13 protein-coding genes are annotated in these 21,070 nt (G+C 42.7%); 3 read left to right on the top strand and 10 right to left on the bottom strand.

Annotation, left to right across the window (positions count from 1 at the left end):
- Positions 1-44: 44 nt before the first annotated feature.
- Positions 45-857 carry a helix-turn-helix domain-containing protein gene (locus QGN29_RS09335; protein ID WP_310797584.1) on the bottom strand — a complete coding sequence of 271 codons (813 nt, stop codon included), beginning with the start codon at positions 855-857 and terminating at the stop codon, positions 45-47.
- A 130-nt stretch (positions 858-987) separates the two neighbouring features.
- Between QGN29_RS09335 and QGN29_RS09330 the strand changes: the two genes are divergently transcribed.
- Positions 988-1,290 carry a hypothetical protein gene (locus tag QGN29_RS09330; protein ID WP_310797583.1) on the top strand — a complete coding sequence of 101 codons (303 nt, stop codon included), beginning with the start codon at positions 988-990 and terminating at the stop codon, positions 1,288-1,290.
- Between the two features lie 202 nt (positions 1,291-1,492).
- Positions 1,493-2,875 (top strand): sensor histidine kinase, encoded by a 1,383-nt coding sequence (locus tag QGN29_RS09325; RefSeq protein WP_310797582.1) that lies wholly within the window; start codon positions 1,493-1,495, stop codon positions 2,873-2,875.
- Between the two features lie 77 nt (positions 2,876-2,952).
- On the opposite strand, the gene QGN29_RS09320 is transcribed toward QGN29_RS09325, so the two are convergent.
- The 7 genes from QGN29_RS09320 to QGN29_RS09290 form a co-directional block, all read right to left on the bottom strand.
- On the bottom strand, positions 2,953-5,943 hold the full coding sequence (locus QGN29_RS09320) for a TonB-dependent receptor plug domain-containing protein (protein WP_310797581.1): 2,991 nt from the start codon (positions 5,941-5,943) through the stop codon (positions 2,953-2,955).
- Between the two features lie 107 nt (positions 5,944-6,050).
- Positions 6,051-7,607 carry an N-acyl-D-amino-acid deacylase family protein gene (locus QGN29_RS09315; RefSeq protein ID WP_310797580.1) on the bottom strand — a complete coding sequence of 519 codons (1,557 nt, stop codon included), beginning with the start codon at positions 7,605-7,607 and terminating at the stop codon, positions 6,051-6,053.
- Positions 7,607-8,806 carry a M14 family metallopeptidase gene (locus QGN29_RS09310; RefSeq protein ID WP_310797579.1) on the bottom strand — a complete coding sequence of 400 codons (1,200 nt, stop codon included), beginning with the start codon at positions 8,804-8,806 and terminating at the stop codon, positions 7,607-7,609. The genes QGN29_RS09315 and QGN29_RS09310 overlap by 1 nt, the downstream gene beginning before the upstream one ends.
- A 56-nt stretch (positions 8,807-8,862) precedes the next feature.
- A complete protein-coding gene (locus QGN29_RS09305; protein WP_310797578.1) occupies positions 8,863-12,249 on the bottom strand; it encodes a TonB-dependent receptor in 3,387 nt (1,128 codons plus the stop codon).
- Positions 12,250-12,254: 5 nt separating this feature from the next.
- Positions 12,255-13,283, bottom strand: a complete 1,029-nt coding sequence (locus tag QGN29_RS09300) for a FecR family protein (RefSeq protein ID WP_310797577.1) — start codon at positions 13,281-13,283, stop codon at positions 12,255-12,257.
- Complete coding sequence (locus tag QGN29_RS09295; RefSeq protein ID WP_310797576.1) at positions 13,280-13,834, bottom strand: RNA polymerase sigma factor; 555 nt, start codon at positions 13,832-13,834, stop codon at positions 13,280-13,282. The genes QGN29_RS09300 and QGN29_RS09295 overlap by 4 nt, the downstream gene beginning before the upstream one ends.
- 137 nt (positions 13,835-13,971) lie before the next feature.
- The gene (locus QGN29_RS09290; RefSeq protein WP_310797575.1) at positions 13,972-15,099 is read right to left on the bottom strand and encodes an endo-1,4-beta-xylanase; all 1,128 of its coding nucleotides are present in this window, start codon (positions 15,097-15,099) and stop codon (positions 13,972-13,974) included.
- Between the two features lie 317 nt (positions 15,100-15,416).
- On the opposite strand from QGN29_RS09290, the gene QGN29_RS09285 reads away from it, so the two are divergent.
- Positions 15,417-17,138, top strand: a complete 1,722-nt coding sequence (locus QGN29_RS09285; RefSeq protein ID WP_310797574.1) for a response regulator — start codon at positions 15,417-15,419, stop codon at positions 17,136-17,138.
- Between the two features lie 16 nt (positions 17,139-17,154).
- Here the strand turns inward: QGN29_RS09285 and QGN29_RS09280 are convergent, their stop codons facing one another.
- Together QGN29_RS09280 and QGN29_RS09275 are read right to left on the bottom strand one after the other, a co-directional pair.
- Complete coding sequence (locus QGN29_RS09280; protein ID WP_310797573.1) at positions 17,155-19,143, bottom strand: S9 family peptidase; 1,989 nt, start codon at positions 19,141-19,143, stop codon at positions 17,155-17,157.
- Positions 19,144-19,243: 100 nt separating this feature from the next.
- Complete coding sequence (locus tag QGN29_RS09275) at positions 19,244-21,067, bottom strand: hypothetical protein (RefSeq protein WP_310797572.1); 1,824 nt, start codon at positions 21,065-21,067, stop codon at positions 19,244-19,246.
- Positions 21,068-21,070 lie beyond the last annotated feature (3 nt).

Here is a 21,070-nt window from a genome sequence, read left to right as displayed (position 1 = left end):
GTCATCTCCCTTAATGCCTAAAGTGGCAAAGATCGATCTGAGGGTCAAATGCCCTTTAATGACAAATTAGTGAAGAAAGCTTCTGTTTCTGCATTGGCCGGATAAAAACTCTCAATCCTCAGTTCATCGGTTGTGATATCTTGTGCCGTGCCAAATGTTGCGATGACAGTGAATAAACTTAATTTTAAGCCGTTAATATCCATCTCTAAAGGAATGACTGGCATAAGATCTTCATTGATAAAGGATAGCGTCTCTGCTGATCCAGACAAGGTCAACAACTCGGCGATTGCTGTCATCAGCTTTGGATCTCCTGTAGCGGCAGCTTCGCGCTTGAGGCGCTGTATAAATAAGGGGAAGGCTTGTTCCCAATTGGTAATATATTGCCTCAGCCCTTGAGGGTGAACTGTCATGAAAGCAAGATTCATCGAATCTGCTGAGGGCGCCAACGCTTGAACGTCAGGCAATAAAGCGATGAGCGCATCCGCAGCACTGTTGGTTTTCTTAATTGTCCAATACCGATCAACGACAAGCGCAGGAAACGGATCATGATGTTTCAACATCCTTGTAAGGGCTTCATTCACAAACGTCATTGAAGGGTCTGTAAGGTCTGTTTCTTGGTACCCTGCCCGATACCCTGCAGAAAGTAACAGTAAATTCCTTTCACGAAGAGGGATATCAAGCGCCTCTGCAAGTCGAACAATCATCTCAGGTGTTGGATTACTGCGTCCAGTTTCTAGATAACTGACATGCTTTTGAGAAACATCAGCTTCTAAGGCTAAATCCAACTGTGAAAATTTTCTATACTCACGCCACTCTTTCAGTGACGTTGTAAAAGAAGTTGTTGCTTTTAAGGCCATATCATTTCTCCTAGTCAGCTTATTCTAATCAAAAGAATATTCCATTCAATTACCTCTGAGGTTATTGATCCCATACCTACATAGCGCGATAATAGGGCCATGATAACCCACCAATGTGAAAGGATGTAAAATGTCACTCCGAAGTTTAGCCCTTATCTTATTAGTCCCCTTTAGCCTTTTAACCGTTTATGCTGTCATGGAAGTTGGTTATATTGGGGTCTTTGACTATCAGCGTCATAGCCCCGCAGGTTGGCAAGTCTTCTTTGATTTGGTTCTCTCATTGTTGCTGATTTTGATTTGGATGATCCCAAATGCAAGAGAAAATGGTCGCAACCCTTGGCCTTTTGTCATGGTTACTCTCTTTTTAGGGGTGATCGGGCCACTTCTCTATCTTCTTGGAACGAAAGATAAAGATCAGCAACTCTCTTCGTAACTTCCCAATACCACTCCCTACCTTAAGGCCTGTTCATCAGGCCTTTTTTTTGATTAGAGACATTGGAAGAAGATCATCTTCAGATTTTTGTTCTGCAATTGTCGATGATTTGCATCTTCTCTCGCCATGAAAACTATATCCTTTCAGTGTAAAATATTTTAAACTAAGTTTGTGACTTTTGCCTTCCTCAGGAGAGAGATGAATGTTTAAGGAATTGATTAATAGGTATAAAACCCTATACGACCAGAACTCACTTACTGTTCTTGGGCCGCACTATTCTGATCATTCCAAGCGCATTAATATTATCCGTTCTGAAATATTTGCTTACGTGATCGGCATTTTTCTTTTGGGCATGACTTTGTTGGGGGTTATTGAAAACCCTAAGTCGACTTTTATGGATCTCTTTGAAAAGAGTAGCTATACATCCACCTTTACACTCCACTGTCTTGTTTGCTTTGCTACAGCACTAAGTTTATCTTTTTTAAAGAATGACCAGTTAAAATTTTACATAGCAATGAGCTTTGTTGGCGCAAATCTAATTTTAAACAGTTATATTACTTTCTTAGATATTAAATATGGAAGCGGGGTCCTTGCTTTTGCTATTGGTCACTTAACAATTGCCGCAATGATCTCAATTAGAATCCCAATTTTACTATCCCTCTTTACCATCAGTTCCACCACTCTAGTGATTTGCTTATATTACTTTCTTGAGCTGCAAGGCAGTATGGTCGCTGTGGAAATCGTCTCAACCATCATTGTTGCTTCGATGCTCGCCATTACCATGGAATATCAAAGACGGGGCCAATTTGCTGCCCAACAAGCAATTAACGAGCAATTAGAACAAACAAAATCATATCAATCAAAACTTGAATATTCGAATACTCTTTTACTGGAAGCGAATTCCGCTAAATCCCGCTTCATTGCTCACATGAGTCATGAATTAAGAACCCCTTTAAATGCCATTTTAGGCTACTCTGAATTTATGCTAGATCAGACTGGAAATAAGGTTTCTAGCGAGAAACAACAAGAATATCTCGGCATAATCCATTCAAGCGGCAAGCATTTACTAGATGTGATCAATGACATCCTTGACCTTTCTAAAGTCGAAGCTGGTCAAATGAAATTAGAGACAAACTCTGTCAATCTGAATGCCCTTCTTTGCCACTGCAAAAACCTTGTAACAGGAAGTGCAGATACATTACAGAGACAGGTCGACATTATCCAAGAGGATGAAAAGATTATCATTGAAACTGACAAAAGGTTACTGAGTCAAATTCTTATAAATCTACTTACAAATGCACTAAAATTTAGCCCGACGAATAGCCCTGTTTCTATACAGGTTACACGGACAAAGAAGCAAGTGACCTTGACTGTTGCTGACGAGGGCATTGGCATGACAGATGAACAAATTTCTTCTGCCATGAAGGCCTTCACTCAGGTCGAAAATGTCTATACGCGTACAGTCGAAGGAACAGGCCTGGGACTACCAATCGTTGCAGCTTACGCTAAGCTTCTTGATATGAAATTCATCATAGAAAGCAGCCCAAACAAGGGAACAAAGGCATGCTTGAAAGTCGCACTCTAAAGATGCTCTTTTAGGCCTATATAACAAAGCCGCAGAAAAATTTCCGCGGCTCTGTTTCTGTTCAGTTTTGACAAGTCTTAGAATGTTTTCTTCAAATCAATATAGAAGAAACGTCCAATCGGATTGTGCATACTCCCAAAGAAACCGAAATTCTCATCAGCAAGAGGAGGCTGCTTATCGAATAGGTTATTCACCCCTAATCGCAACTGTGTATCTTCCAACGCTCCCTTCTCGAAAGTGTAATGAACATTAGCATTCACTGTTGTCCAATCTTCGACACGCCAGTATACATCTTCACCGTTAACGGAAATGCGTGCACTGGTATCATCAAAGGCCCCAACGTAGCGCGCAAACAAGCCCGCACCATAATTATCCTTCTTCCAGTTCATGCTCAAAGACATGCGCCATTTGGGCCGACCATTTTGCTCCATTAAGTCACCAAATCCTGTAATATTGACAGGACTATTATCGATGAGGCTTTGACTTGTTTCCCCTGCAGACTGCTCAAAGGTCAGCAAGCGGGCCGCATTCAGTTTAATGGTAAAGTTACCCATGTCGTTAGTTTCAATGTCTTGAATAATAGCAAGGTCCAACCCTTCAACTTTTCGACTATCAAGATTGAGATAAGCATCCCGTACTTCTATGATTTCACCCACAGCAGCAAGACTAGTACCTGCGAAAAGGTCTTGCTGATCTGCATCAGGGGCTCTTCTGATAACATTCGGATTTGAGCCGCCCGATTGACGCAAAACAAGATCTAGAGCAATTTGGTTTTGATCTCCAAGGATACCAATCAAATTATTCTGCTTCAGACTCCAATAATCAGCTGTAATGGTAAGACCAGGAAAGACTTCTGGCTGAATAACTATCCCAGCTCCAAATTGAGTGGAATTTTCATTCTCAAGGCTTCTCGCACCAGAGCGAACACTTTCGATACCATCGCCAGAACAATCGCCAAAATCGCTGATAATTCCTTTTTCAATTTGAGCCTGACACTGGACATAATCATCGCGTGTATTCTGGCGTCGAATGCCTGTATCAAAGAGCTGTACTAAGTTCGGCGCTCTAAATCCTTTCGACCATGATCCTCGGAAAAGTAGACCATCTGTGGGAACCCAAGAAAGTGCGATTTTTGGTTTCGCAGTCGTACCTGAGTAATCAAAGTCTTCATATCGGCCCGCAATCTGTAGATCTAAACTTTGCATCAGGGGCACATCCATTTCAGGACTAACCAGAGGCACGGCAAATTCAACGAAAGCCGATTTTACCCAACGACTCCCTGATGTATCAGGCGTAGGGCTTGACCCCACAACATCACTTTCTGTTTTGAAATCTCCCGTTACAGCATCAGTGAAAGTAATCGTTCCATCAAGACGTTCGTCGCGATCATCTTCAAATGATTCTCTCCGTGCTTCAACGCCTAAAGCCACACCCACATCACCAGCTGGGAGTGAATAGATCGCAGGATTAGATACTTTAAAATCAGCAAGGAATAGTGATGTCGAATTATTACGTCTTACATCGATGGCAATCGCATCAAGACTAGCCTGAGAATTCCCACCTGTCGGGCCCAAGAATGGATTAAAGGCATCAGACGTTGTTTTCGAAATCTCCTGCTGAAGTAACGTAGATGAAATTCTATTTTTTGTTAAATCCCTAGATTTTGCCTCAGAATACACAACTGCTGTGTCCCAATCCCAGTCCTTCCACTGGCCGCGCAAACCACTTAACAAGCGATAACTCTCACCGCGAACAGTCCCTAGACGCGGCCCTAAATCTGTTGGGCGATATCCATAAACTGTCATCTCCAACCCTTCTTCAGGTACATCAGTTAAGCCAGGAAGACGGTTTGGGTTTGGTGTCCCATCTGCAAGTGTAGTGGGGCCAAAAGGATTCCAGTAAGCATCCGCCGGCAAGCGATACCGCGATGCACTTAATGTCAAACCATATGTTTGAGGACGCTGGGTTTTAGATTTATAAAAGCCAAGCTCAGCATAATATTCAACACCATTCTCAAATTCATGTGTGAGCATTGCAAAGGAGTTCAAACGGTCTAGGTCTGGATTAAGATATCGCTCTGCATCAAAATCAAACCGCAGGCTTTCATCAACAGATCCACCATTATCAATACACAAACCATTCCCTAAATCATGAATACAGCCTGACAAGCTAGACGGTTGAATGTGGAAATCATCATCCCCTAAACTATCAATGCGCGTCTCAAGTCTGAAGCGGCCCCATGGCGAAGAACTAGACGTATTCCTAAACTCACTATCTCCCTCAAACGCTGTTCCCTCTACCAAGGGGCGCCTGTCGGAAGATGCTGAATACGGGCGCTCTGATGCAGGAACGCCGCTGCGGGTCTGATAAGAACCGAATAAAGCCAAATGTGTCGCGCCTTCATTAAAGTTAAAGCCCGCCTGGAAACTAGCCGTTAGCTCATCACGACTTGTGCCATCCGAAGCGCCGTACCTTACTTGAGCAGTTATGCCTTCAAAGTCGTGACGCAAGACTGTATTCACAACACCGCCGACCGCATCAGCACCGTAGATCGCGCCTGCACCGTCTCGTAAGACTTCAACACGTCCAACGCCTAAAGTTGGAATGGTATTTGAATTGACAGTTACCACAGGAACTAAATTCTCGGTCTGAAAGCCTGGATGAAGAACCATACGACGGCCATTCAATAGCCCAAGCGTATTGCCTGTGCCAAGGCCTCTTAAATTAATGGAGTTAACATCTCCTCGAGCCGCATTGACACCAGCCCCAACATTATTGTCGTTAAATGCGACAAAACCGGCTTGCGGGATAGCTCTAAACAATTCATCTCCGGATGCAGCCCCTGTGTTGTCAATGTCATCACTGGACATTACTGACACAGGCAAGGTTCCTGAAACTCTTGCACCTTTGATTTGTGACCCCACAACTACAATTTCTTCTAGCTCTTCATTACTCTCATCATCTTGAGCATGAGCTGAAACACTAAGTAAAGCTGCGACAGAAATCCCTGCCAGTAGCGCCTTACGGTATAATTTTTTCTGATCTTCCCCTGAAACATGGCAATCCATGATGGTACTCCCTATCTATGTTCTCCGTTGCTGAGCCTCTTTTTTAGACAAAAAGAATGCTCTATTAACGAGTACGCAGACGAAGGAGGATCCCTCAAAAAAATATTTTAATTCAGCCGATAAAATTCCCTAAGGGGTTTCCCTGCATTCACTGGCATGACTTTTCCATCTTCGATGGCCAAAAGGCCGTTGATCAACAGATAGTCAACCCCTACTGATAAACGAGTATTATTTGAGAATGTGGCTTGAGGGCGATATGTCTCAGGGTTAAACACGAGAATATCTGCATAGGCTCCTACAGCCAACTCACCGCGCCCTTTAAGACCAAAAATTTTAGCAGTTTTATAGCTAGAATTTCGTATAAATTGACCAAGAGTTATCGTCTTTCCTAGGACATATCTCTCATATTTCCTTGGAAAACTTGCAAACTTCCTAGGGTGGCCTCTGCCCCCATCCGAAGAAGTCACAACCCACTCTTTTTGCATAAAGTTCTGAATATCTTCTTCAGTCATATTAAAAGAAGCGATGGAAGCATCTCCTTCAAGAATGATTGAAACCGCGGCGTCTACGGGTGTCATTCCAATTGTAGAGGCATAATCACCCAGATATTGTCCGATCCATTTGTCAGCACCGCCTGTGAGGAGGATCGATTGTTTACCCCCTCTTCTTCTAAGGTTTTCCGCCATTTCTAATTTAATTCTTGCTAAAAGTTTGTCATTCTTTAGCCGCGCATCGCGTTTCACCTGGCCACCAGCCAAACTCCATCTTGGTAAGAGCGCATTGCTCACTCGTGTGCCCGATGCTGACCATGGATATTGATCCGCAGAAACAATCACACCTTGCGATTGAGCCTGCTCAATCATCTCAATGACGTTAACACTTTGACCCCAGACATCTACACCAAGAGCTTTGATATGAGCAATGTGGACTGGAATGTTGGCTTTTCTACCAATCTCTAAGGTCTCCTCAACCGATTGAAGCAGGCCAATAGAATAATTACTCTCATCTCTTAAATGCACATCGTATATTCGGCCATGCGAAGCTGCAATTTTAGCAATCTCGATCACTTCCTTTGTTTCAGAAAAACTACCTGGTGCATAAAAAAGCCCCGCAGATAAGCCGACTGCCCCCTCGTAAAAGGCTTTTTCTGCGATCGACTTCATTTGCGCTATATCAACATCTGTTGGGGCTCGATCTTCCATGCCTAAAACTGTTCTTCTAAGAGCTCCATGCCCAAGGAAAAGGGCCATATTTGTGCCCAATCCTTGCCGCTCCATTTGGTCAAGAATTACACCTGTTTGAACCGGACCACCCCCATCATTACCTGCAAATAATGTCGTCACACCTTGGGTCATGAAACTGATGTTTCTATGCGCAACTTCACCCCGATAGCCTTGTAGCGCATGAGTATGTGGATCGATGAAGCCAGGAGCAACAATCAATCCAGATGCATCGATCACCTTTTTTGCTTTCAGATTTTGGTTTCGCCCGAGATAAACGATTTTATCGCCTCTGATTCCAATGGATAAATTTTGGGCAACAGTACTCGCCCCCGTATAGACGCTCCCTCCTTTAAGAAGGACATCAAAACCATCATTATCCTGAAGAAAGGGGACAGAGACTATACTTAAGATGAACAAACCAATGATTGATGTTTTCAGCATTAGGAAGGAAGCTCCTCTAACATCAACCGCATCATCTCTTCAGCATAGATAATTGCAGCTTCTTTAAGCGCTTGCCGGTCTGTGTTGTCACCAACCTCATACGTAATTGCTGCGACACCGTACTTGCGGTAAATATAATTCTTTGACGTATTGTAAGCAGCTTGATTTGGCGTGTAATTCGCTAAGGGACGCTCTGCGCGCTCGGCTTTATAATTTTTGAACCGAACACTGGTAGAATTGTGCCATTTTCTAGCAAAGTCCCTCGGATAGGTCTCTTCTTCATTGCTTTGAGTATAGAGGACATTTCGACCCGTCGAATGAAAATCTAGAAACATAGCCAATCTATCTTTAGGCTTCGAATTATTGACTTGAAATCTTTCTAATTCGTTCTTGATAGCTTGTGTTTCTGCGTGTTTGAAAGGCCCCCAATCACGATTTAAGTCTTGCCCTCGGGTATTATGGCGCCAATGGCCTAGAGCAACCCCATCGGGATTCATGACGGGAACAACCACAATACCAAAATTCTCTCGGAAACGGGTCGCGAGCGGCGTCTCTGCCATAAGTGTTTCTACAAAAGGCATGAGAGCAAGAGCACCTGTCACTTCAGGGGGATGTTGGCGACCTACAATGACCAAATATGAATGGTTTCCATTTCTGCTTTGGCTCTCTATTTTGTAGATAGGCCTCTTCTGTTCTGAATGACCAATCAGTGATTTTTTGAAGGATGATTTTTCTGCCATTTCATCAATCCAAGCCGTATGCACATGATTTGTAATCATCTCTTGGGCGGCGACATAATATGGCTGTGCCATTTCTGGCAGCGTGAGCCTGACAGTTGCAGGATCAATTTTTTCAATTTTATCAGCTGGCAGTGGAGCCCACTCCCGTCCATCCGTGCTGACTTTAGGCCAATACCGATGTTTTCCATTCTCATAGGATAACAAAACAGATATGGAGGCATTTGATTTAGGAACAACTTTAAAAGCATACCAAGGGCTAGGATTGATAGGCGGTGAATCCTCCGGTGTAATTTTCAAATGGATCTGACCATTCTCCGCAATCTTGCACCCATTAAGCCTGGCTGATTCAAAATCACTTTTTATGGCAACGTCTGTTGTTTCACAGGCTGCCTGTGCCTGCACTGGCCCACTTGCAACTGCAAGGCAAACGGCTAAGAAAATTGATATATAATTATTCATAGGTCCCTCTTGTGTCTTTGTCCCTTATTTATAATACGCCTTAAATAAAGCATCCCTCAAAAAAACTTCTTCAGAGAAACATATAATTCTCGTCCTCGAATGCTATGAGTTCCTGCGTTATAGCCAGCAGAATTGTCAAAAAGAGGCGGTGCTTTATCGAAAATATTTTTCATACCAAGTCGAACACGCACCTCTTTCTCTTGCCATTCATAGTCAACTAGTCCGTTTACAGTGAACCATGGATCGACCTGAAAATACAAGGGGCTTCCCTGATCTGTCTGTACCTGAATATCTCTGTCTTCGACGCTGCCAACAAAGCGCATGTTTAAAGACGCACTCCATTTCTCTTTGCGCCATAACATGGAAGCATTAAACCTTAACCTTGGTCGACTTTCAATCCTCAGCAAATCACCGTATGAGTCATCCCCTAAATTATCCAAGGCAATCTGATCACCAGTCAATGGGACCAATTCAGGAAAAGGGTCCTGTATAAATTTATCAAGATAGGCAGCATTAAATTTTACAATGAGCTTTCCCCAGTCTTGTTCGGGGAATTGATAGACAAGATTCATATCAACGCCTGATACTTGGCGTGTTTGCAAGTTTAAAAATGTCTCATTTACATAAATAATTTCCCCAAAAGGGTCGATGCCAGATTCAGAAAAGGCAAGTCTATCTGACTCTGTCACATCAGCACGAATTACAGCTGAATTAAAAGAATTTGATGTTCGCCGTAAATATTCATCCAAAGCGATCTGATCATTTCTTGTAAGGGTTCCTACAGAACCCTTTTGCCGAATTTGCCAATAGTCAATCGTGAGTGTTAGCCCCTCGAGTAGCTGAGGTGTGAGAACAACCCCTATGGAAATATTTGTATTTGTCTCCGGCCTAAGAGATGAATTGCCAGATATCAAAGAAGTAATTGCTCGATTGTCACAGTCTCCAACAGCCGAACATCGCGCATAATCAACTTGAAAATTGGTAAACCGAGAAAACTCAGGCTGGTTAACTTGCACAAGATTAGGCGCCCTAAACCCTTGCGACCATGCCGATCTCACGGTCATCCATTCATTGAGCACCCAAGTTGCTGAAAGGCGGGGCTTCAAAACAGAGTGATTGATATCACTGTAATGTTCATAGCGCGAGGCAATTTGCAAATCAAAGGCTTGAACTTTCTGTTGGGATCGAAAGAGCGGCAACAGGAGTTCACCGTATAGTGAATATACCTTACGTGAGGCTTCCATGTCTGGTGTATGGCTTACCCCCATAATATCGCTATTAAAAAATTCTCCCGTAACTGGATTTGTAAAAGTTATTGACCCATCAAGCCGTTGATCACGGTTATCGAAAATTGTTTCTTCTCGCCACTCAAGGCCTAAAGCCACCGCGGCTGACCCCCCTCCTGGAAACTCGTATAGGGATGGGGTTGAAAAGCGAAAATCCCAGGTCTTCAATGTATTTTCGCTTTCTCTAACCACTTCAACCCCGAAAGCTTGTGATTGTATTGTTTGGTCCAAAGTTGGGCCTGCAAAAAAATTAAATCCTTTTTCACCGCCTTCCATAACCGATCGATACAATTGAGAGCGACTGATGAGAAGACCCTTATCTATGGCATAAGCCTTAGAATAAGCGAAGGCCGTTTCCCAATCCCAGCTTTTATATTTCCCTGCAAAGCCTCCTAGGTAGCGACTTTGAGTCTGATCTACATCGATCCAGCGCGGCCCTAGATTTAAGAAGCGATAATGTTTAATTTGAAGGTCAAGGCCCTCTTCAGGAATATCAAACCCAGTCAGTCTATAAGGGTTTTCTTCCCCACTGGCTGACAACAATGGCCCGAAAGGATTAAACGTATAAGAAGCTGGTACAGTAAAATTATTAGAAGTGGATAATACAGGAGGGCCAAAAAATTTATAGGCCTTCGATTTGTAATAAACAATATCGCCAAAAAAGGACAGGTCATCCGATATCTTGTGGTCATATCTGACCATAAAATTCAGGCGTTTTATATCAGGAATAAGACGTCGGAATTGATTCATATTATATTGTAAAGGGTTTATGACTTTCCCTGCCCCCAGATCGAGAGCATTACCGGTCTCAAGGTCTGTTGCTCCAGATCTTCCGTCATCTAATTCAAGTGAGGGCGAAAAAGCGTAACCTGTTTGTGACGGGAAGGCAAAAACCCCTGCAGGTTGTAGATGAAATCGACCACTCGAGGACAAGAGTTGAAGGCCATCATCACTTAATACAGCCTGTCCTTGAATTCGATCACTGCTGTTATCAGGATGACCAGCAATAAATTCTCCATAAGGACCGAAAGAACTATTATTTCTTAGACGTGGATGATTATAGAACGGATCGTTGGGGTCCAATAAAAATCGTTTATCTGCATCCGCGGATTGAGGACGCTCCGAAGCATCCAAGCCTAGGCCTTTGAAATAACTGGCTACTAGCGTAACTTTTCCTCGCGCCTCAAATAGACGTTGGCTCCCGCGCAAAGCTAATAAATCTTCCTTCATGCGGGACTTAAAAACATCTGCACGTCTTACTTCAAATGAAAAACCATCATGGTCCTGGTCAAGAACAGCATTAATAACCCCTGCTACTGCATCCGAACCATAAAGAGCTGCAGCACCATCTCTCAATATTTCTATATGATTAATCCCTGAAACTGGAATGGCATTCATATTAACGAATTGAATGGGCACGCCTCCAAACACTTGGGTCTGGGGATGGGAAACCATCCTACGCCCATTGAGCAAAACAAGGGTGGAGTCTGCGCCGAGCGTTCTAAGATTTATTGAAGCGATATCCCCTCTCGTATCATTTGAGAGTTCTGCTGTACTATTGAACCCACTTAAGCCTGCCTGAGGAATATTGCCTAGTAACTCTTCAAAAGAGGAGGCGCCTGTTGCCTCAATTTCATTCACAGAAACTAACGTAACAGGCAGGGCACCAGCAATTTTGGCCCCCTTGATCTGAGAGCCGACAACTTCTATTTCTTCAATGACATTTTCCGAGAATATCTCTGACGCAAATACAGGCCGTATTTTTATCTTTTTCATCGGCTTTTCTCGCCTAGCCGGTGGTGGCCGTATAACAACAAAAACGCCGCGAGATACTTTTTGAAGCCTGAGAGACGCGCCTTTTAGTAGATAGCCAGCAGCAGATGTCAATGTCATCCTGCCTGAAAGCGGGCGACTTTGACGTGCCCTGACCAAAGCAGGATCAAACATGATTTGAACATCAAATTGTTCTGCCAAACTCAACAAAGCTTGTTCTGTAGGCTGTTCCATCAGCTTAACGTGCCTGATGTCTTCTGCACTCACTTTCTGAGCCGCCCCAAAAAGAGCAGTACCGATCAAGAAACAAGCGCTCATTACAAAGTGAAAGAGCGCTCTGCTAATGTTAGGTTTCAAAGAAGGATAGGAGCTGGCCTCAATCATAAGACCTATGACTCTGTTTTCTTTTCAATGAGAATACGGTTGCCCACACGACGAATTTTGACAGGCAGCATCACTTCAAGCCCACTCATTATCCCTTGAATATCTTCATAATGGAAAACACCTGATATCTTCAAATCAGCAAGACGAGGATCTGAGATAATAATTTCCATTGGCGTATACCGCGACATTTCCATTACAAATTCTGAGAGAGGCTGGTCAGAAAACTTAACTATTCCTTGCCTCCATTCATGAAACTTTTCTGCATCTGTACTCATGATGTCACTAAGAAGCTCTGCCTTTTTGTGGAAAACTCCGACGGAACCTGCTTCTAATTTTATAAGGGTCATTTTTTCGAGATCGTTCGTCTCTGATGATGACACCATCTGTTGAGCTTTTTCTTTAAGAAGATCTGTCTCAATAATTTCATGAACAGCCACCAAACCTTCCACAACAGCAACGGTTAATTGACTTGCTTTCTGTCGAACATTGAACTGCGTGCCAAGAACTGTGACCATTTGATTGCCCGCGCTCACAACGAAAGGGTTGGCAGGGTCACGGGCGACATCAAAGTAAGCTTCGCCTTTATCCAGTATTACCCGACGGAGGCCATCGCTATAATCCACATATAATTTGGTATCCGTATTAAGTGTGATCACACTGCCGTCAAGCAAAGTTATATCCTGCGTTTCTCCTTTATGAGTGGTGTAAATCTCTACAGTTTTAACAGGAGCGGTCTCATTCATGACAGGCCGCATCATAAAGGAGGTTAAGACGATCAGTAAAACAGCTGCAACTGCCCCTATTTTAGTCAACTGAACGAAACCTACCGAGTCTTGTTTCTTTTTTGTTGGGGCCGCATCCACTGCAAGATCCCATAAAGCAAGTGCTCGCTCATACTCAGCCATATGTTGATCACTATGGCCAAGCCAAAGGTCTAGATTTGTTTCATCTTCTTGGGAGGCATTTCCAGAATAAACAACAGCAACCCAGTCAGCGGCCTCTTTTTTTATTGTATCTTTACTCATTATACTCATGAGCCTAACTCCTGCCTTAATGCATAAAGCACACGGCTTATATATTTCTCAACACTACTCACGGATATTGATAATTCATCCGCGATTTCTCTATAACTCTTGTCTTCAAAGCGGCTCATTTCGAAAGCCTTCCGACAATTACTTTTTTGTTTCTTCAACACTTTTTCAACAGCAAATATATTTTGACGCCCTTCTAAAACAGTTTCAGGTGTTATGGGCTGAAGAGGTAAAACACTCTCTTCAATATTCTGATGTTTTCCTTCTTGCCTCACTTGTGCGCGTCGATATTTATCTTTGATTAAATTACTCGCAATCGCAAAAAGATAACTTCTAACAGTGTCAGGGCTCTTCCCTAATCTGTCGGTTAAATCTTCCATGGCGGCAAGACGTACATGCAAATCTTGTAATAAATCATCTGCATCACTGACTGTCAGCTGCCGCATTCTCAAAAACCTCTTAATCGCTTCACTATGTTCTTTAAAGATCACAGCAAGCATATCATGACGTTCTTGTTCCTTTTTCTTCGGAAAAAAAAGTATCGTTGCTTTCACAGACTGTCCTTCACCCTAGTGCAGAATTTATATCACATACCTAGAGTACGTGTAAAATCCGCCGTCCCTCAAAAAATAAAAATATTTTCATATATTCTTCTTTGACTTACTGGATCAAAATTATCTAGGCACACAGTTTATTGACTTTTTAAAGCCCTTAACCTTCTCAGAATTTCTTTCTCTTCAAAATTTCGGCCCCAAAGCAAAGGGTAATTCACCCGTCCTCGGATTGGGAAATTATTTTTCCATGACATGCCATCAGCCAGCCCCCAAAATGAGACGCGTTCAATACTTTCTTTATGGTTCAAGAGGACTTTAAATAAAGCCTCGCCTCGATCAGCTTGTTCATCTGAAACTGCAGGTGGCAAGCCTTCTCTATAAGGATCTTTCCAAGGGGCATAATTCAAGCGAGTTGAAATCTCTGCACTGCGGTATGGGTTTGGTAACACATCGATATCAATCTCAGAAATATGTATTTTCACGCCTTCATTGGCGAAGGCTTTTATACTCTTCTCAAATTCATTCAAGTCAGGATAGTCAAGTCCAATATGGCCTTGCATACCAACGCCATGAATTGGGATACCTTGAGCCTTCAACGACCGGATCAAGGCAACGACTGCTCTTCTTTTCGCAGGAATATGCATATTATAATCATTGTAAAGCAACTGCGCCGATGGATCAGCCTCATGAGCTGTGCGGAAAGCCTCTGCAATAAAATCAGCACCAATTTGCTGATACCAAGCACTCTTTCTAAAAGTGCCATTATCTTCAATGGCTTCATTCACCACATCCCACGCATAAAGGCGGCCTTTGCAGTGTCCTGCAAGGGTTTGAATATGTCCCTTCATTCGATCCAATAGTTGTTGCCGGCCAATTGGTTTTCCCTGCTCCGTTTCAAAAACCCAGGAAGGTGTCTGCGAATGCCAAACAAGGACATGTCCAATTGCCTGATGGCCGTGACGATCACAAAAATCCATAAACCGATTTACAGGATCGAAATGCCAGACTTCAGGGGCTGGATGAACCAACTGCCATTTCATATCATTTTCCATTGTGAGCGCGTTAAATTCACGCTCAAGCAACTCTAACTCAGGTCCGGATGACTTTTCTAATTGCTTGCCTGTGATAATATTTCCAAACAAAAAGTCATCCTTATACAGGGCTTTTAAAGAATGAAAATCCTCAAATTCAAACCCTTTCCTGAGCGCAGAGGATGCTGCTAATAAAGATAGTCCCGCTAAAAAATTTCGCCTATTCAAAGCCATTCCATTTTCCTCATAGTGTCTTAAGGCTAAAATAAGCAGTTTATAGCTTTAAGTAAAATAAAACCCTTTCCTACCAGTACCCCTCTGGAAATATGCAAAATAGTTTTCCCTTCAGAGAAGAGAAAATAGGTCTTGCATCCCCTCTGAATTTATTCTCTTATTTATCGAGATGTCGACAGATAGCACTCAAAAGGTGGTGACCACCACGGATAAAAGGGAAGACTTTAGATATGAGAATCTCGAAGATCATATATCCTCTCCTCTTAATAGTCTCGATATTATTGATAATCTGGCAACGGTTCGGCATGAACCAAACCATGACTATATTGCCTGATAAAGGTAACTTAGCTATAGCCTATAATGATTCAATCAACGGCGGCGCCTCCATCGGTATATTATCCTTTGCAGAAGGCAAACTCACTCTAGACTGTCAAACAATACGCGTGGGAGACATTTTCCCTTTTTGCAGCCTTAGGCAGCCACTCACTCCTGACTTAAAATCGATCGATATATCAGCCTACGATAGTTTAGAACTCTCGTTAGAGCTTAAGTCAGAAAGCCGGGACACAGTGCTTATCTATCTGATGGGAGACGAAGGGAACAATGCGCAAGGGCAGCCCATAATTAAAGCAATGCTAAGGACCGTAGATCCCGGAACCGGCATCAATCACCACTCCTTACCTTTAAATAGATTTCTTGTACCGTCCTGGTGGATGTTTTCATTTCCAAATCGAGACAGCACAACGACTTTGGATAAAATTACAGATATTCAAATTTCAACAGGAGATGCAGTACATGAACGGCAAGAAACCATTATTGTGCACGGCATGGAACTCCGAGGGAAATGGATTAGTTTAACAGAACTATTGATGCTACTTAGCCTTATCTGGACAGCTTTAGCCGTCAAAGCGATCCGTGATACGAATGCCTTAAAAAATCAATTTTTGGCAAATATGAGCCACGAAATTAGAACCCCTATGAATGCGATAGTCCTTGCGTTAAAGCTAGCGCGTTCTGGAAAAGATGTTAAGGAAATCAAAAAGCTATTAGATTCTGCGATCACATCATCAAACTTAATGCTTGGAATCATTAACGACATTCTTGATTTGTCAAAGTTAGAAAGCGGCAAACTAACGATCCGCAAAGAAAAATGGTCCCCCTATGCTCTTATAACAAACACCTCGGACCTCATGGCCAAGACAGCGGCGGAAAAAGGCTTAGAATTTAAAGTTGAAAACCAGCTCCCCCCCGAGTGTTACTATTGGGGTGACGAGATCCGGGTCGGCCAAGTCATCAATAATTTAGTCGGAAACGCTCTGAAATTCACATCAAAAGGATATGTTATCATCAGAGCATCCATCAAAGACACTCAGGGGTCCTATTCTCTTGATGTTGAAATCGAAGATACAGGGCCCGGCATCACACCAGAAGATCAACACACCTTGTTCGATAGATTTGTTCAAGTAGAACATAGCGTAAAATCAATAGAGGGGTCAGGACTAGGCCTGGCTATAACAAAAGAGCTCGTTAACTTGATGGGCGGTGATCTTACTGTTGAAAGTGACGGGGCGACAGGCAGTCTCTTTAAATTTATGATCCCAATAAAAGAGGCAAAGGCTTCTCCAAAAGAGCCTAAAGTTTCCAGGGAGGATCAGTTTGATCACTCCCTAAGCATCTTAGTCGCAGAAGATATTCCTTTAATGCAACAACTATTGTCGAAGCTATTAGAAAAATTAGGTCATTCAGTCCATATAGCCAGCAATGGTCAAGAAGCTGTAGAGATGGCATCCTCAGCCCAATACCGCTTTGATGTGATCCTTATGGATAATCAAATGCCTTTCCTCAGCGGGATTGAGGCCACCAAGATCATCCGCAAGGCAGGCATTAGAACACCAATTATTGCTCTCACTGCAGATGCTATGGAAACCCAACAAGATGCCTTTATCAAAGCTAAAATGGATGGTTTTATAGCCAAGCCTGTTGAAGAAGAGCGCTTAATTAAAGAAATTAGCCGCGTCATAAGATCTAAATCAGTCTAATCCTGAAATAGCTTGATCAAGGAATAGCCCCCATAACCATATTTTTAGTCAGATATTTCTGAAGCTTTTTTGAACCTACTTCTTCATATCGTCCTTTAAGATGATGGGCTAGAACTTTTTCAATCAAATAAAAATAGGCCTCCCGCGCAGTTTTCTTTTTAAAATTATGCCTTTCTTTCTTGTCTGTCAGCATACCAATCGTCGTGCCATTTGCTTCTACTCTAAGGGCATAATCTCTGACATCAAGAATATTAACTCGACGATCTTTTTCACCCGCGACGATATAGAGCGGCCTTTTGACCTTGAAAAAGTTTTTATCCGGCGATTGATCATATAAACGCTGAACATCTGCTTCAACGTCAATATTCACAGCCAGCTCGGCCATAATATCTTTGCGCAACACTCCTATGCTAGTTTTTTCTTGGTTTTTCACAAGAAATTTGACGGCTTTAGAAAGGGAAGGTGGCGGTGCTCCTGCGATCCCAACCTGAAACATTTCAGGTTGAAAAGCCAAGGCAGCCATAGTTGAAAACCCCCCAAATGAATGGCCGAATATTGCTAACTTTTTATCATCACCGATCCCTCGGCCTAGAAGATAGGATACACCGTCAATAATATCATCTTGCACACGACCATCACCAAAGTCTTTCTGTGCAGACATGATATAAGCCTTCCCGAAACCAGTAGAGGCTCTAAAATTAGGTTCAAAAACGATATAACCTCTATTTGCCAGTAACTGAGGTACTCCAGCAAACCCTCCATACACTCTATTCCACGGCCCGCCATGCGGGAAAACCACCATCGGGGCTTTCGCGATTTCCACGCCCCTTGGAAGCGTCAGATAGCCTTGCACCTTAAAGCCGTCACTGGCGGGATACCAAAAAGCAATCCGAAGGGCCAAATCTTCATCCTTAATTGGGTCTGACTTCACTGGGTTTTCTGCAATAAACTCCTTTAAAGGCTCCCATAACTTCCGTGTCTTCCTGTCATAGAGGAAAATCTTAGGTTGCGCGCTTTCAGGAGGGCTATTGATGATCAACCAATGTGAGTCTGATGTCGGCTTGAAATAAAGAACCTTAGAGTTAAGGCTTTGTTTAATAAAAGAAACATCTTGTTCTATCTCTGTATCGACAGCATAGGTATTCCGGTAATCAGTATCATATCCTACTAACAAAGGCTTGCCTGTTCGCCTAGAAAAAAAGGCTTCATCAATGTCAAATCTATTTTCTGGATCCCAGTGGATTCGCGATATAGCTTTTGTGTGCATATCCAGCTTTAACAAACCTTGTTTATCATGCTGATCTCGTCCAAAGTAATAGAGCTGATCTGTCTCTTTGCTATAGTGCGCAATCACACAGTTTTCGCCGTAAACACAAGTCACTAAAGCTTCATCGACATTGCCCTCACGGTGAGTGATCGTTTGCGTCAACCCCTCTGTCTTGATTAAAAACTTCATCGGTCCAAGCGGTTCAGTTACAAAATTATTTAGCTTATTTTCCCCGCGATATAAGAGCTCTTTTTGCCCTTTCATATCAACTCTATAGAGTGAAAAGTCATCCTCTTTTTCATTATAGAGTGAGACAAAGATATGATGAGGACTTGAGGGATCAACGCCGTGAAAAACATCGCCGACAGCAGGATCCAGCTTCAGCAAAAACTCAGGGAAAGAGGCTTGGGTAATTTTAGCAGCGGCAACCCCTCGATCTGTTGACATGATGATATAATCTCCATCACTGGACCAATATATATTGTTCATGATTTCAGAAGTGAACAAATGGCTATTCAGGCCGCTTTCGACATGGTGGACCCATAGAGAAGAATGCTTTCCTTTGGGCGTCACAAAGGCAAGTCTGTCCCCCTTCGGAGAGAGGCGAAGAGCAGTGATATCACGGCGGTCGATAAACTGATCCCGCTTCAAGAGGCGCGCTTGAGGTCTCTTCTCACTCTCTAAAACAGCTTTTGTTAATTGATCTGCTTTAACAATTTTAGGTAAAGCTAGGCTCATCAGGCACGCTAAAAGTAGCCCTGCCCTTAAGGTCATGTATCTTGTATGCATTGTAAAGTCTCGCTATTTTATTATTTTTATGCACAGAGGGAGGAAGGGGCTAATTCGCCCGCATCCTATTCATTAACAAATAGCTTGCACAAGCCGCCAGACTGAATGTTGCCCCCATAACAGTCCATATCACCGTTAGGGCCATGCTCAATTTTTGACGTCTGGCTAGCATAAACAATGCTATCATCGAGAAAAGCTGCAAGAATAAGCTTGTCCATTGTACCGAAGGCCAATACTCGCGATTTAATATCTCGCTCACGGATAAATTATCTTTTTCAGAAGGCTCAAGGATACGATAGATACTTTTATATAGAATATAAGCACCTGGTGAGGCGACATATTCAATATCTAATATAACTGCTGGGTGCCGGATCTCAGGATAATCCGTCTTTGCGATCATCTCTACTGCCTTACCAAGCCGGGCATAGTTGATAGAGACTGCAGACTTGAGATAGCCATTATAATCACGACTGAAATATAAAACCAAATAGCCGTCAACCATCCGTCTTGTTTCCATATTCCTGATTTTATTGAGAGCGATTGGGTGTGGAATTGTATAGTTTGGGTTCGCCTCTATCATTTCGCCAACAAAGTCTTCTTTATCAAAGAGATATGTATTCTGCTCAGAGACAAGAGCAACAAAATGGTCTCTTATCTGTGGGGGATTAGCGAAATACTCACCGGGCTTGGTTTGATATTTTACGATCATTTCTTTGTCTTCATAATTCACTTGAAAGACAGTTGTCTTTGTAGCGAGAAATTTATCGGCAACCATAAAGGGAACACTCTCAAATCGATCATCGGCAGTGGGCTGTCTGGTTTCTATAAAGCCATTTTTTCCAATCCATCCTTTTGCTCTACGTGACAAACTATCCACACCTTTGAGCATCATATCATCATGAGAGAAAATCCAGTGTGTTCTGTTAGCACTGTCAAACAATCCATATGCAGTATCCCGGGTATAGAGCTGGCCAACAGAGGGGTAGGTCCAATATCCACTAGAGATGTAATCAGCATCTGCAAGCTCTGCCTGGCGAGAGATACTCTCTTTATTTTTGATGCTGTCATGGTCTTTTAGAATATATCCCACAACTTTTGGGTCATCGATATGCCATAAATAGCTGAGTGAATTTACAACTGGATTGTTATCAGGATGATCCCCAATTATAAATCGCGGAATATGGTAATAGACTGTCGATCCAATAATTATAACAAAAAGTAATGTTACTTGCATCGGGATGCCCATGAGCACAACAAAAAGAGGCCGGGTGACATGCGTTGAGAGGTCTGGTTTAAAACACTGAAGATTCAAATAGTAAAGCAGAGCCAGAACACCAGCCATGAGAGAGAATAGAACCAATAAGGAATCTGGCTTTGGAAAAATCCAAATGACTAGGAAATAGACAAGACCAATAGCCCCTTTTGAAGCACTTAAAACTGTCAAGGTTCCAATAAAATAGGCGGTTATTGATAGCCCAGCCATATAAAGCGCATACAGATAGTGCCTCATGTCCACCACTGTTTCAGTGAATAAATCCATCACAGTAACGGTTAAGAACCACCCAAGGGGAATTGCAATGATTAGATTGACAAGGGCCGCTGATGCCAAGGCTTGATAGATTGAATTTAACTTCAAAGGCCGTTGGATCAGATATGTCCAATTATTTTTACGTCGATTAAGCACCATCTGTACAATACCAAAGCCAAGACCAATCGCGACGCAAACAAAAGTAATTAAAGCGGTTTGCTCTCCAGATGGCTGTAGCAAGGGTTTGAGGCGGGTCAGAAAGCTCCAAAAGGCAATTTGTAAAATTAGGAATAGGATTGCCCACTTTCGATATCTAATAAATTCAGCTTTAAACAGTTCAAACATTTT

It is taken from the genome of Temperatibacter marinus (assembly GCF_031598375.1).
Classification (GTDB): Bacteria; Pseudomonadota; Alphaproteobacteria; order Sphingomonadales; family Kordiimonadaceae; genus Temperatibacter; species Temperatibacter marinus.
This window is presented reverse-complemented; position numbering and strand designations above follow the sequence as displayed.

Excerpts from the sequence above, each read along its gene's own strand:
- QGN29_RS09325 (WP_310797582.1), top strand. The coding sequence starts at position 1,493 with ATGTTTAAGGAATTGATTAATAGGTATAAAACCCTATACGACCAGAAC.
- QGN29_RS09335 (WP_310797584.1), bottom strand. The coding sequence starts at position 857 with ATGGCCTTAAAAGCAACAACTTCTTTTACAACGTCACTGAAAGAGTGG.
- QGN29_RS09285 (WP_310797574.1), top strand. The coding sequence starts at position 15,417 with ATGACTATATTGCCTGATAAAGGTAACTTAGCTATAGCCTATAATGAT.
- QGN29_RS09305 (WP_310797578.1), bottom strand. The coding sequence starts at position 12,249 with ATGATTGAGGCCAGCTCCTATCCTTCTTTGAAACCTAACATTAGCAGA.
- QGN29_RS09320 (WP_310797581.1), bottom strand. The coding sequence starts at position 5,943 with ATGGATTGCCATGTTTCAGGGGAAGATCAGAAAAAATTATACCGTAAG.
- QGN29_RS09280 (WP_310797573.1), bottom strand. The coding sequence starts at position 19,143 with ATGAGCCTAGCTTTACCTAAAATTGTTAAAGCAGATCAATTAACAAAA.
- QGN29_RS09290 (WP_310797575.1), bottom strand. The coding sequence starts at position 15,099 with ATGGCTTTGAATAGGCGAAATTTTTTAGCGGGACTATCTTTATTAGCA.
- QGN29_RS09330 (WP_310797583.1), top strand. The coding sequence starts at position 988 with ATGTCACTCCGAAGTTTAGCCCTTATCTTATTAGTCCCCTTTAGCCTT.
- QGN29_RS09300 (WP_310797577.1), bottom strand. The coding sequence starts at position 13,283 with ATGAGTATAATGAGTAAAGATACAATAAAAAAAGAGGCCGCTGACTGG.
- QGN29_RS09275 (WP_310797572.1), bottom strand. The coding sequence starts at position 21,067 with ATGTTTGAACTGTTTAAAGCTGAATTTATTAGATATCGAAAGTGGGCA.
- QGN29_RS09315 (WP_310797580.1), bottom strand. The coding sequence starts at position 7,607 with ATGCTGAAAACATCAATCATTGGTTTGTTCATCTTAAGTATAGTCTCT.
- QGN29_RS09310 (WP_310797579.1), bottom strand. The coding sequence starts at position 8,806 with ATGAATAATTATATATCAATTTTCTTAGCCGTTTGCCTTGCAGTTGCA.